Consider the following 12,972-nt stretch of genomic DNA (forward strand, 5'->3'; position numbering starts at 1 on the left):
ACTTTATGCGTTTAAAGTGATAGTATAATTAACATTAAAGTAAGGAGGTCATCCCATGAATAAGAATACTTGGGTCGTAGGTTTTATGTTATTTGCAATATTTTTTGGAGCGGGTAATTTAATTTTTCCGCCAAATTTAGGTTTTGCTAGTGGTCAATTTTTCTGGCCGGCAATTGTTGGTTTTATTTTAACAGGGGTAGGCTTACCTTTACTTGGTATTATCGTCGGATCTTTAGATGAATCAGGTTATAAAGGTGTACTTCATAGAATTAATCCGGTATTCGGAATCTTATTTCTGTCAGCAGTATATTTAACAATTGGACCATTATTTGCTATTCCGAGAACAGGTGCAACATCTTACGAAATGGCTGTGTTACCATTTTTAAAAGCACCATCTGCAATGTCTTTATTGATTTTTACTATTATATTCTTCGGAATAACATTATGGTTAGCGATTAATCCATCTAAAATGGTAGATAGAGTGGGAGCAATTTTAACACCACTACTACTCATCTCAATTATTGCATTAGTTGTTGTAAGTATTTTCTTATTAACAGGCACTTCACCCGTTAAGGCACAAGCTGACGTGTATACGAATTTAAATACGAGTTTCTTTAGCGGATTTACAAGCGGATATCAAACGATGGATGCGATTGCAGCGATTGCTTTCTCAGTAATTGTTATTAATGCAATTAAAGATAAAGGTATTACGAAAGAGACAGGTTTATTTAAACAAACGGTATTGGCAGGTATCATTGCAGCGATTGCATTAGGGTTCATTTACTTAACTTTAGGATGGATTGGTAGTCACTATCATTTATCAGCTGCACAGCTTTCAGAAATTAAGAAAAATGAATTAGATTTAGGTACATATATTTTAACGCACGTTGCACATGATACATTCGGTACTTTCGGTAAACTGTTAATTGGAATCATAGTGAGCTTAGCTTGTTTAACAACTTCAACAGGTTTAGTTGTTGCTGTAAGTGAATATTTCAATGAAATATTCCCGAAAATATCTTATAAAACATATGCAATTGCTTTTACATTATTTAGTTTTATATTAGCGAACCAAGGATTAAAAGCTGTAATTGAAAAATCAATTCCTGTATTATTAATCTTGTATCCTATAGCGATGACTTTAGTGTTAATTATGTTAGTCGCAAAATTTGTACCGACTCCATTATTAGCATTTCAAATTCCGATTATATTAGTAACGATTGTTTCTGTTTTATCTGTACTGAGTGCAGAATTTAATATTTTACCTTTTATGAACGCTTTACCTTTAAAAGCGCAATCAATGGAATGGCTATTATTTGCTGTAGTAGGATATTTAATCGGTTATGTTTTAGGTTTAAGACAAACTAAAATTTCATATAAATAAATGAAGACCTAAGACGCTTGAATATACGTCTTAGGTCTCTTTATCTAATAAGTTCTATTTTGCTGATCCTTTTGTAATTGAAGTAACTGTTGTTTTAAATCCTGTTCCATTTTGCCAAGTTCAATTTCAGCTGCACGTCGTTTTTCACTACCTTGCTGTTGAATTGTTAACGTTTCGCGTATCGTATCAACGATGTTTTGTTGTGTCGTTTTTAAAGTATCTAATTCTACAATGCCACGTTCATTTTCTTGTGCTGTTCGTATTGTATTTATCTTAAGCATTTCAGAATTTTTAAGCAATAGTTCGTTCGTTGTATTCGTAACTTGTTGCTGCGCTTTTGACGCTTTCTGCTGATGTAATAAACTCATGGCAATAGCCATCTGGTTCTTCCATAATGGAATACTCGTCAGAATTGAACTTTGAATTTTCTCGGCTAGTGTTTGATTGACATCTTGAATCATTCTAATTTGTGGGGCAGATTGTAAAGTGATTTGACGTGATAATTTCAAATCATAGATACGTTTGTCTAAACGATTTAGATAATGTCTAAGATCATTGACATCCTGAACGACCATCTGATCATTCGATGCTAATGCACGTTGTTCTAATTCAGGGAGCATTACAGTCTGAATTTCTTCACGTTTTTCTTCAGCGGCAATGATGAACATGTCTAATGCATCAAAATATGCTTTATTTTCTTCATATAAGCGGTCTAACATATGTACATCTCTTAATAAAACATCTTTAGAATTTTGAAGCTGTACGGATATGCGATCGATTTGTCCTGAAACTGACTGATATCTTGAAATTAATTCATTGACTGATTTAGAAACGCGTTTAAATAATTTTTTAAACTTACTTTTTTCAACTTGCGAAATTTCATCTGGATCAACTTCTTTTAATTTTTTCATTAATTGATCAAGACTATCACCGATTGAGCCTACATCTTTCTTCTGTACTTCATCCAGTATCTGATGTGAAAACGTAGAAAGTTTTTGTTGTGCACTCGCGCCATATAATAATAAATTTTCGTTATCAAGAGGTTTTATCTGATTTTTAATCTGGTTGATTTTTTCTCGTTTTTCAGGAGAAAGGGTTTCAGTTTGATATGTAGTTATATTGTTATGCTTTTGTTCCGGTTGTAACACTGCATTGCTTTCAAATGGATTTGCCGTTAAATCATTAAGTAACTCATTTTCATTCATTTATATCTTTCCTTTCATTTACATGTGCATATTGTTTAGAGCGTTTAAAATTAACAGGTACTCGTTCCTCATAATCTAAAGCCTGCTGTTCGTTTGTAGCATGATTAATATTTCCATTTTTGACATTGTCACTTTGAATAGGTATTGGATGACTGGACTTCTGAATAGAAGCGAGATCGATTTCGACTTTCATCTGTTCATAGTCACTTGAATTCAATGCTTTTAAGTCTGCCTGTAAAGTTCGTTTTAATTCTTCAAGTGTTAAACGCGCATTATATAGCAATTGCTTATCTTCAGCTGTCTTATGCGGCATTCTTGATAAATATAAAAACTGATCTAATAAATTTACTGTATTATCTAAATGAGAAAAAAAGAAACTATCAACTTTAAAAAATTTCTTAGGATCTTTTTGCACTGATTTATAAATTGTGCGTGCGAGTTTATTAATCTCATTTACATTGCGAAAATCAGTTACAGAACGTACTTTTTTATATTGAACTAATAATTGTTTAATCTTTGGTTCAGCAATCTTCATCTGCTGTCTGATATATTTATAGTCTTGTTTTGTAACACCCATCTCTTTTAAATATTTATTACCGGTCGTCATCTGGATAGGGAAGAATGCTCCTAAATAACTACCTGCCATAACGAGAGAGTCAAGCCACATATCAAACTGAAAAAAATTCATGCTGATAAATCCTGTTAATAGTGCGATTGGAACTGCAAATATCGCACCAAAAATATACGATGCATTGTATTTCATCTCATCATTTCCTTTAAAATATTATATCGTTTTAAACTGTTTAAATTGTTTTACTGGGATATCATTAATCTCATAAGATTGTACGCGAGACATTGGAGAAGCACCACGAATGACCTTGTCTGTAAAAGTGTCTAAGTTTGAATTTTCTCCAGTTGCATAAATCTCAACATAATCATCTACATTCTGAACTGTGCCGGTGATATTATTATCTTTCGCATGTTGCGCTGTGAAGTAACGAAATCCCACACCTTGTACACGTCCAAAAACTTTAATTTGAATTGTTTTCATCTTACTTCACCTCTTACCACTATTATATGTAAAAAGATTCAAAACACCTAATAAATCGCATTTGTAAGACGATTTACTTGAAAATATGAAATAAACAGAAGATAATCTTTTAATGAGGTGAAAAAGATGTATGAAATCATAACAATTAGAGCAGACTATGAAGGATGGTGGCTATTTGAAGATTATCGAGAGAAAGCTACCGAAATAAAAAGTTTTTCACAATTATCTGAAGCAAAAAGCTATTATAATGAGCAATTAGTAATGTTAAGACAGCATTTTTGCAATGAATTAGTTGGAAAGTATGATATACATGCTTTTTATAACAATTGTGAAATCGAATTCTGTGAAGATTGCGATGATGATGTTCAAATTTTTCATAGTGTTTTATTTCTGGATAATGGGGAAATATATCAATATCGTTGAAATAATAATAAATGCTATATAATTGATAAAAAAGATAATTATAAATCATTTATTATTACAGTAAAGTAAAATTTGTAAAGTGTTTAAATTTACAGAATATTGTATTGATTTATGATTATCGGTATTTTATAATTATTTATAGCAATATGATTATTCCATATTACAAAGTAAATATATTTATTCACTTTTTTATTTATTTTGTAATATGTGAATAATCACATATTGAATTAATATAGTGTGGAGGTTTCTAATTATGAAACAAGGTACAGTTAAATGGTTTAACGCAGAAAAAGGATTTGGATTCATCGAAATCGAAGGAGAAAACGACGTATTCGTTCATTTCTCAGCGATTAATCAAGAAGGATACAAATCATTAGAAGAAGGACAAGCAGTAGAATTTGAAGTGGTTGAAGGCGATCGTGGACCACAAGCTGCAAACGTTGTAAAATTATAATTTTAATGCAATAAATTATATATGAACGTTAGAAAGACACCCTGGTTTTTCCAGGGTGTCTTTCTTTTACTTATTTTATTGTACTTCGTTAGCAATTAAATGTTCAAGTGACTGTCTTTTAATCACTTCACGTACGCCTTGCTCTGAAACAAAGACAACAGCAGGCTTAAGCATTTGATTATAATTAGATGACATAGAATAATGATAAGCGCCAGTTGATTTCACACATAATGTATCACCACGCTTAGTTGAAACGGGTAGGGCGGTATTACGTGCGATAATATCACCAGATTCGCATAACTTTCCTGCTACAGTTACATTTTCAGTTTGATTGTCTTCACGATCAACTAATTCGAGTTCATATTGTGCATCATAAAGTGCAGTCCTGATATGATCGCTCATACCACCATCGATAGATATATATTTATTTGTTTCAGGTATTGACTTTACTGTACCAACTTCATAAAGTGTTATTCCAGCTTCACCGACGATAGATCGTCCAGGTTCTAAAGAGATTTCAGGTGTTTTATAATCAATTTCGTTACATGTATCAATTAACGTCTGAGTAATAGCTTTAATGCCATCTTCAATAGGATAACTGATATCTTCAGATGTATATTTTATACTGAATCCACCGCCGATATTTAAAACCTTAATGTCAATATTATTTTCTTTTAACCAATGAATAACGATTTGTATTGTTTCTATCGTTCCAGTTGATTCGAATATTTGAGAGCCAATATGAAAATGTATACCATAAAAGTCAATGTGGCTTGCTTCCTGAATGTGCTTTACCCCCTTTATTGCAAGTCCATGTTTAATACTTAAACCAAATTTACTATCTTCTTGCCCAGTCTGGATAAATTCATGTGTATGTGCTTCTACACCTGGATTTACGCGTAATACAGCTTTAACGGTACTATTCTTACGTTTAGCGATAGTGTTGATGCGTTCAATTTCATCGATTGCATCAATCACAAAGTATTCAACACCCGCTTCAATCGCATATTCAATTTCATGATCTGTCTTATTGTTACCGTGGAAATGGATTTTTTGCGGATCAAATTGAGCTGTAAGCGCAGTATAAAGTTCTCCTTCTGATACGACATCTAATCCCATTTGTTCTTCCTGCATCAGTTTAAATAATTGAATAGATGTAAATGCTTTTGATGCATATGAAATCGTATAAGTTAATCCTGAAGCTTGTAATGTTTCATGGAAACGTCTGCATTGATTACGGATTAATGATTCGTCATAGACAAATAGGGGAGTACCATATTGTTCTTTAATATCTAGTAATGAATGGCCGTGTATAGTTAGCACACCTTGTTCTCTTGTTAAATTCACTGTGTAACCTCCAGTAATAGTGTATTGTGATTGAGTGCAGAAAGCTGTTCAGAATTAGCGCCTACACCTAAAAATGTATATTCATCGATACGCATCTGTTCGTGATATAAATAAACGATATCATTCGGTTGTACGTTTTCATCGACTTCAACAAACATATGACTCATCATCAGCGCTTTAATAGGATATCGTCTGTTATTAATCAGGCAGTCATGCTTTGCGCGTGTTCTTAAAATACCGTCACCGTATCCAATGGCCACAACTGCTAATCGCGTATCTTTTTGTGCGGTAAATGCGAAACTATAGCCAGCGGAGTGACCGACATTTATTTCGCGAATCTGAATAACATGGCTGGATATACGTAATGACTGTCTGGTTATAGTTTCCGGTAAACTTGAATAGGGACGAGAGCCATAAAGAATGATGCCAAGTCGTAAATGTGTATGTTGTGGCAATAGACCATCTTCACGAACGTAGCTTGCACTGTTCTGTGCATGTATGACTTCAAATGAATGGAGTGGTGTCAGAGCATTTACTACTTCTAACCAGTCCTTCTTTTCAGTTTCATAATCTGTAACTTCAAATTCATCAGCATATCCAAAATGTGTCCACAACGCTTTAATATCAATAGAAGGATACTGTGCTTTAATGATTAAGAGCGTTTCCTGCATTTCAGTAATTGATTTAAAACCTGAACGATGTAACAAATTCTCATATTCCATATGAAGCGGGATGCCATAAAGTTCATCGCTGTATTGCTCAAAAAATTGTGCTGATGGCAGTGTCATTTCAATGTTATATTGTCTTAAACTTTCAAAATCAGTGACAGGATTCATTAGGAAGATATTACAAGTATCGTTATAGTTACGTATTGCAATTGCCTCTTCTAAGCTTGTCGTACTGAAATAATTAATACCACAAGCTGTCATACAATCTAACGTAAATTCAAGGCCATAATTATAAGCATTATTTTTAACGACGGCAATCACTGGATTATCTTTAATGACCTGTTTGATGTTTTTCGTAAACTGTGTTTGATTAATTTCCCATTTAGCACTCATCTTCGTAACCTCTAATTAGTGATAAGTAATAGTTAATGCCATTCAATAATACTGTTTCATCAAAGTTAAATTGATTATGATGTAATCCATGTACATAGCCTTTTTGTTCATTTCTGCAACCGAGAAATACAAAGTAAGTTGGGGCTAGGCTGCTATAGAAAGAGAAATCTTCTCCGAATAAATAGGGTACATCTTTTTTTACACCGACAAGATTAGATTGTGCAATACTTTGTACAACTTTATCTTCAATAGATGAATCGTTGATTGTTGGAGGATATCCTTCAGAAAATTCTACATTGACCTCACAATGTGTTGTTAAAGATACAGCTTGTGCAATGAGTTCCATTTGCTGCTGGATAACATTTAAATCAGCTGCACGATATGTTCTGATTGTACCTTCTAAATATCCATTGGAAGGTACAGTATTAATTGCTTCACCAGCATTAAACTTACCGATATGAATAATATTACGTTCTAGTCCTGGTAAATAGAACTGCTGGAGTGTACTAACTTGATTTAAGACTTGAATTAAGGCATTGCTTGCAGCATGTCCTTGCTCTTTATTTGCTACATGCGCACTTTTACCATTAATAAAGAATCGATATTCAGTTGCACTGGCTGTAATTTCATGACTTCTGTAAATCACTTCTCCTTCAGGATGATCAGGCATCATATGGATACCGTATATCGCTTTTATATGATATGCTTCAAAATTAAAGTTTTGTATCAGTAAATTAGCACCAGCATTTGCTTCTTCTGAAGGTTGAAAGATGAACATGATATTATGTTTTAATGGTGTTTTCTGACGCATTGCGTATACTTCTTCCATTAATGATAGTAACATCGTCGTATGACCATCGTGTCCACATGCATGCATAACATTCGACACAGTAGATTTGTATTCAATATCATTTTGTTCATCAATCGGCAGTGCGTCAATATCAGCACGAAACGCGATTGTTTCGTTTGAAGATCCCCTGATGATTGCAATAACTCCTGTGTCAAGAGGGGTAAAGAATTCAATGCCAAGCGATTGTATTCTTTTAATAATATATGCTGTTGTATGATGTTCTTCTAGACCTAGTTCAGGATACTGGTGCAAAGTTCTTCTTGTATGGATAATGTTATCTAGATTTATCATTGTTTCACCTTTCTACAATAGAATGAAAGGCTGATACGAATATCAGCCTGCGTATTATTGATTTAATTGTCTTAGCGCACTAACAATCTCAATTTTTGATCCCTCAACTTCAGAAGCCTGCTTAATTACACGTGCAGGTGTTCCAGCAACAACGCTACCTGCAGGAACATCTTCAGTAACGATAGCACCCGCTGCAACGACAGCACCACGACCAACACGTACACCTTCTAAAATTACGGCATTTGCACCGATTAATACATCATCTTCAATGATTACCGGTTGTGCACTCGGAGGCTCGATAACGCCTGCCAGAACAGCGCCTGCACCTACATGAACATTTTTACCAGTCGTAGCACGTCCTCCAAGGACAGCATTCATATCAATCATCGTACCTTCGCCTACAACTGCGCCAATATTAATGGTAGCACCCATCATAATAACAGCGTTATCTTCGATGACAGCATGTTCACGGATAAAAGCACCTGGTTCAATACGTGCATTAATATTTCGTTGATCAATTAATGGAATCGCTGAATTACGGCGGTCATATTCAACTTCGATTTCACTGAATATTGATTGATTCTCATTATAAAAAGCTTCAAAGTCAGCTAGATCACCGAATATTGTTTTTGACTGTGCACATCCAAATACTTTTAACGTTTTAGGGAATGCAACATCTTCAAAATTTCCGTTTGCATAAACTTTTACCGGCGTTTGCTTTTTTGATTCACTAATGTATTGAATAATTTCTTGTGCTGTTAAGTCTCTCATAATAATCTCCTTTAAGATAATTTATTAATATGTTTTATAAGTTTTCTTTAAATTTAGTTTATAAATACTCAATATTCACGATAAATTTTCAAATGTATAGTAGCCATTGTGCTTATTGATGAGTTGCTCAGCGACTTCGATGGCACCATTTGCAAAGATGTCTTTGCTTTGCGCACGGTGTATAATCTGTATTGTTTCATCAATGCCTGCAAAAAGCACTTCATGTTCACCAGTAATCGTACCACCACGTACTACACTGATACCAACGTCATCATGCGCTCTTGCTTTATCTTCTAATGTACGGTCTGTGACAGGATTTAAAGATCTTTTCTCCTGAATTGCATCGAGTAGTTTAACGAGTGTACCGCTCGGACCATCAACTTTTTTGTTATGATGGCGCTCAATCAGTTCGATATCATAATCTTTTAATAATGGTACTGCATATTGGATGAGTTCAGTTAAGATATGCACACCATAACTCATATTTGCACTAAAGAAAGTAGGCGTATGTTGTGCTTTAATTTTCAATGCATCGATTATTGCTTCTTTTTCTCCGGTTGTGGCAATGACTAAAGGTATATTATGTTTGCTCTGAATGAGTGGAAGTGTAATTTCCGGATTGGAGAAATCAATAATCACATCCGCTTCAGGGAATTCATCATCCACATAATAGACAGGGTAGGGAAGCTGTCGCTCTGTCGTTCGTGACAAAATGATTCCCGTAATTTCATGTCCTTTATCTAATGCTAATTTAGCAACACGTTCGTTCATTGCTCCAAAACCTGCTAGTAAAATTTTCAATTAGATCACCTGACTTCTAAAGTTGTCATAAACATCACTAATCTGCTGCTGTTCTTCATCTAATAAAGGTACGAGCGGTAAACGTACTTCACCATTTGCGTAACCGATATGTGTTACAAGTGCTTTAATCGGCATTGGGTTGATATCAACTTCTAGTGCATTAAGTAAAGGTGTAATTGTATTGAACTTTTCTGTTGCCAGGGCAGGGTCATTATTAAATGTCGTATAAACTTCCTGAAATTCTTTTGGTATTGCATTTGCGATTACTGAAATAACGCCATCTCCACCGGCTTCATAGAAAGGTACGACAATATCGTCATTACCACTATAAAGCATAAAATCATCAGGAATAATTGATTTAACTTTTGCAGTATAGTCAAGATCGTGTGTTGCATCTTTTAAAGCATAGATATATGGATTTTGCGCTAATACTTCAACCGTTTCTGGCTCGATCGTCATATTTGTTCTTGCCGGTACATTATAGAGAACAACAGGTAATTCAACAGCGTTAGCAATAGCAGTAAAGTGTTCAATTAAACCTCTTTGGTTTGTTTTATTATAATATGGTGTGATGAGCATAATACCATCTGCTCCAAGTGATTTTACTTTTAAAGAATGATCAATGCTTGCCTGTGTATTATTTGTTCCTGTACCTACGATAATCGGAACACGCTTATTTGAAACACGTACAGCAATTTCAACGAGTTTTAATTTTTCTTCTTCTGTTAATGTTGAACCTTCTCCTGTTGTACCATTAACAAATATCGCCTGAATATCATTATCGATAAGAAAGTTAACATGACGTTCGAAAGTCTCGTAATCTACTTGTGAATTGATAAAAGGGGTTGTAATTGCTACTGCAGTACCTTTAAATTGAACTTGTGTCATATGAACACTCCTTGTTAATTTATAATAATTGTACATTTTTTTGCTAGTTATTTATTTTTTTCGATAGTTATTTATTATTTACTATTCGTATTTACTATTTTTGATTGTTCAAATGAATCTGTTCTAAAATTTGAACAGCATTTAGTGCTGCACCTTTTAGTAAGTTATCTGCTGTACACCAAATATGGAATGAATTATCTAGCGTGTCATCTTCTCTAATTCTACCTACAAATACTTCATCTTTACCCGTTGTATTGATGGCTAGAGGGTATTCATTATTCGCAACGTCATCGATAAGGACAACACCTTCTGTTTGTTCAAAAAGATGACGTAAATCCTGTACTGTTGCTGGTTGCTCTAAAGTTACATTGATAGCAACAGAATGTGAATCCTGCACAGGAACACGTACACATGTCGCTGTAACTTTTAAGTCCGGTAAATTTAATATTTTCTTTGTTTCATCAATCATCTTCTGTTCTTCTTTTGTATAGCCACTTTCTAAAAATACATCGATATGAGGTAATACATTATTGTAAATAGGGTGAGGGTAGTTCTTTGGTGCTTCACCCTTAGCGCCATTGATTAAATCGTTTCTTCCGGCAACACCGCTACCAGACACCGCCTGATAAGTTGTATATGCCACACGCTTTAAACCATATTTATCCTGAAGCGGTTTTAAAGGTACGACTGACTGAATTGTTGAACAGTTTGGATTTGCAATAATGTTTCTGTTTAATTGCGGGCTATTTACTTCCGGTACAATTAAATCAATATCTTCTTCCATTCTATATGCACTTGAATTATCTATAACAATGCTACCAGCTTGTTCAAACAGAGGAGAGAACTTTAAGCTCGTGCTACCTCCTGCACTCATTAATACAAAATCATACTTTTCATTCGCTTTTTCTTCTGTTAATTCTTCTGTAATATACGTTCTACCTTGATAAACAACTTCTTTATTTGCAGATCTTGCTGAAGTAAATAATGTAAGTTCATTAAATGGGATTGATTTTCTTTCGAGTACTTCTAACATTTTTTGACCGACTAAACCAGTTGCACCTACGACTGCGATTTTATACATTTCATACACTCCTTATAATTAATCAATTATTTACTTCTATGTTACGCATTTTCTTTAATGAGTTAAAGTGTTTTAATAAAAATTAAATAAATAAAATTAAAAAATTAAACATTAAATTTTTCACATAATATTTGTACTGCTTGCTTTGCATTCCCGGCATCTACTACTAATGAGATACTGATTTCACTTGTCGATACCTGATAGTAAGCAATCTGCTCCTCGATTAAAGACATAAATACTTTTGACGCGACACCAGACATATCACGCATACCTGAACCGATGATCGATACTTTCGCATAGTTATCTTTAATTTCATGGAGTAGGGCAGGGTATGATGCAGTTAACTGATCAATAATTGCTTTAATCTGATATTGTTCTGTATTTTTCATCGTAAATGATAACTGCATACCATCGATATTTACTGTCTGAGAAATCATATCGATATTGATTTGATTTTGTTCTAATAATTCGTATAGGGAGGTCAATACTTTTGTGTCGTGCATTGGATAAGATAAAGTTACGTAATTCATATCTTCATCTAATGCAATTCCAGTTACTGCTTTTCTTTCTATGATTTGTTCATTTGGCACAATCCATGTTCCTTTCTCCTCGGATAAAGTTTTTCCGGTATATATTTTAGTAGTATTATTATATGCGATTTCGATACATCTTGTTTCAAGTACGCCAGCTCCGAGCGATGACAGTTCCATCATTTCTTCAAAACTGACATAGTCCATCTTCTTCGTTTCTGGATATACTCTCGGGTCGGTACCAAATATTCCTGTAACGTCAGAATATATTTCACATGATGCTTGAAGTGATGCTGCAAGTGCTACTGCTGTTGTATCACTTCCACCACGACCAAGTGTCGTTAACTCATCTTCATGATTGATGCCTTGAAAGCCAGCTACGATAATAATATCTTTCGTCTTAAATAGTTCCTGTAATTTAGTCGTGTTAATTGTCTGAATCTTACTTTTTAGATGATGACCTTCTGTGCGTATTCCAGCCTGCGCTCCCGTTAAAGCAACGGATTCTACTGATAGATCATTTAATATGATTGAAAGATAAGCGATGGTCTGCTGTTCACCTGTGGTTAATAACATAGCCAGTGCACTTTCTTTTGGACGATCTGAAAGTGTTGCTACATTTTTGAGTAGCGCATCCGTTGTCTTTCCCATCGCTGAAACAACGACGACGAGTTTTTCATTTTGTTCCACACGCTTTTTTAGATAATCAGCAATGTGTCTGATCTTATCGAAGTCTGCAACAGAACTTCCGCCAAATTTTAATACTTTGATATTGTTCACTTTTTCTTCTGTCTGAATACTGTTTTCTGATATCAATTTATTTCCTCCTGCAAGG

14 protein-coding genes are annotated in these 12,972 nt (G+C 34.2%); 3 read left to right on the top strand and 11 right to left on the bottom strand.

Translation table 11 applies throughout. From position 1 onward, the window contains the following. Positions 1-55 precede the first annotated feature (55 nt). Positions 56-1,384 (top strand): branched-chain amino acid transport system II carrier protein, encoded by a 1,329-nt coding sequence (gene brnQ, locus BFS35_RS02690; protein WP_099578092.1) that lies wholly within the window; start codon positions 56-58, stop codon positions 1,382-1,384. Between the two features lie 44 nt (positions 1,385-1,428). Here brnQ and BFS35_RS02695 read toward each other — a convergent pair whose 3' ends face one another. From BFS35_RS02695 to BFS35_RS02705, 3 genes are read right to left on the bottom strand one after another with little or no spacing between them, the layout of a single operon-like run. Further along, positions 1,429-2,589 (bottom strand): toxic anion resistance protein, encoded by a 1,161-nt coding sequence (locus BFS35_RS02695; RefSeq protein WP_099578090.1) that lies wholly within the window; start codon positions 2,587-2,589, stop codon positions 1,429-1,431. Next, on the bottom strand, positions 2,582-3,352 hold the full coding sequence (locus BFS35_RS02700) for a 5-bromo-4-chloroindolyl phosphate hydrolysis family protein (RefSeq protein WP_099578088.1): 771 nt from the start codon (positions 3,350-3,352) through the stop codon (positions 2,582-2,584). Before BFS35_RS02700 ends, BFS35_RS02695 begins: the two co-directional genes overlap by 8 nt. 21 nt (positions 3,353-3,373) lie before the next feature. Next, on the bottom strand, positions 3,374-3,640 hold the full coding sequence (locus tag BFS35_RS02705; protein WP_099578086.1) for an acylphosphatase: 267 nt from the start codon (positions 3,638-3,640) through the stop codon (positions 3,374-3,376). 126 nt (positions 3,641-3,766) lie between these two features. On the opposite strand from BFS35_RS02705, the gene BFS35_RS02710 reads away from it, so the two are divergent. Beyond that, a complete protein-coding gene (locus tag BFS35_RS02710) occupies positions 3,767-4,063 on the top strand; it encodes a DUF1033 family protein (protein WP_099578084.1) in 297 nt (98 codons plus the stop codon). A gap of 253 nt (positions 4,064-4,316) precedes the next feature. Beyond that, positions 4,317-4,517, top strand: coding sequence for a cold shock protein CspA (gene cspA / locus BFS35_RS02715; protein WP_016912585.1), 201 nt, complete (start codon positions 4,317-4,319; stop codon positions 4,515-4,517). A gap of 75 nt (positions 4,518-4,592) precedes the next feature. On the opposite strand, the gene lysA is transcribed toward cspA, so the two are convergent. From lysA to BFS35_RS02755, 8 genes are all read right to left on the bottom strand, one after another. After that, positions 4,593-5,864 carry a diaminopimelate decarboxylase gene (gene lysA, locus BFS35_RS02720; protein ID WP_099578082.1) on the bottom strand — a complete coding sequence of 424 codons (1,272 nt, stop codon included), beginning with the start codon at positions 5,862-5,864 and terminating at the stop codon, positions 4,593-4,595. Then, positions 5,861-6,925 (bottom strand): alanine racemase, encoded by a 1,065-nt coding sequence (locus tag BFS35_RS02725; protein WP_099578080.1) that lies wholly within the window; start codon positions 6,923-6,925, stop codon positions 5,861-5,863. Before BFS35_RS02725 ends, lysA begins: the two co-directional genes overlap by 4 nt. After that, complete coding sequence (locus BFS35_RS02730; protein WP_099578078.1) at positions 6,915-8,066, bottom strand: M20 metallopeptidase family protein; 1,152 nt, start codon at positions 8,064-8,066, stop codon at positions 6,915-6,917. The genes BFS35_RS02725 and BFS35_RS02730 overlap by 11 nt, the downstream gene beginning before the upstream one ends. A 54-nt stretch (positions 8,067-8,120) precedes the next feature. Further along, positions 8,121-8,840, bottom strand: a complete 720-nt coding sequence (gene dapD / locus BFS35_RS02735) for a 2,3,4,5-tetrahydropyridine-2,6-dicarboxylate N-acetyltransferase (RefSeq protein WP_099578076.1) — start codon at positions 8,838-8,840, stop codon at positions 8,121-8,123. Between the two features lie 72 nt (positions 8,841-8,912). Then, positions 8,913-9,638, bottom strand: a complete 726-nt coding sequence (gene dapB / locus BFS35_RS02740; RefSeq protein ID WP_099578074.1) for a 4-hydroxy-tetrahydrodipicolinate reductase — start codon at positions 9,636-9,638, stop codon at positions 8,913-8,915. Then, the gene (gene dapA, locus BFS35_RS02745; protein ID WP_099578072.1) at positions 9,639-10,526 is read right to left on the bottom strand and encodes a 4-hydroxy-tetrahydrodipicolinate synthase; all 888 of its coding nucleotides are present in this window, start codon (positions 10,524-10,526) and stop codon (positions 9,639-9,641) included. A gap of 94 nt (positions 10,527-10,620) precedes the next feature. Next, a complete protein-coding gene (locus BFS35_RS02750) occupies positions 10,621-11,607 on the bottom strand; it encodes an aspartate-semialdehyde dehydrogenase (protein ID WP_099578070.1) in 987 nt (328 codons plus the stop codon). Positions 11,608-11,711: 104 nt separating this feature from the next. Then, on the bottom strand, positions 11,712-12,950 hold the full coding sequence (locus BFS35_RS02755; RefSeq protein ID WP_240628374.1) for an aspartate kinase: 1,239 nt from the start codon (positions 12,948-12,950) through the stop codon (positions 11,712-11,714). Positions 12,951-12,972 lie beyond the last annotated feature (22 nt).

This window comes from Macrococcoides goetzii (assembly GCF_002742385.2).
Lineage (GTDB): Bacteria > Bacillota > Bacilli > Staphylococcales > Staphylococcaceae > Macrococcoides > Macrococcoides goetzii.

Coding starts and splice junctions, on each gene's coding strand:
- cspA (WP_016912585.1), top strand. CDS start 4,317: ATGAAACAAGGTACAGTTAAATGGTTTAACGCAGAAAAAGGATTTGGA.
- BFS35_RS02750 (WP_099578070.1), bottom strand. CDS start 11,607: ATGTATAAAATCGCAGTCGTAGGTGCAACTGGTTTAGTCGGTCAAAAA.
- BFS35_RS02725 (WP_099578080.1), bottom strand. CDS start 6,925: ATGAGTGCTAAATGGGAAATTAATCAAACACAGTTTACGAAAAACATC.
- BFS35_RS02695 (WP_099578090.1), bottom strand. CDS start 2,589: ATGAATGAAAATGAGTTACTTAATGATTTAACGGCAAATCCATTTGAA.
- BFS35_RS02730 (WP_099578078.1), bottom strand. CDS start 8,066: ATGATAAATCTAGATAACATTATCCATACAAGAAGAACTTTGCACCAG.
- dapA (WP_099578072.1), bottom strand. CDS start 10,526: ATGACACAAGTTCAATTTAAAGGTACTGCAGTAGCAATTACAACCCCT.
- BFS35_RS02705 (WP_099578086.1), bottom strand. CDS start 3,640: ATGAAAACAATTCAAATTAAAGTTTTTGGACGTGTACAAGGTGTGGGA.
- BFS35_RS02710 (WP_099578084.1), top strand. CDS start 3,767: ATGTATGAAATCATAACAATTAGAGCAGACTATGAAGGATGGTGGCTA.
- brnQ (WP_099578092.1), top strand. CDS start 56: ATGAATAAGAATACTTGGGTCGTAGGTTTTATGTTATTTGCAATATTT.
- BFS35_RS02700 (WP_099578088.1), bottom strand. CDS start 3,352: ATGAAATACAATGCATCGTATATTTTTGGTGCGATATTTGCAGTTCCA.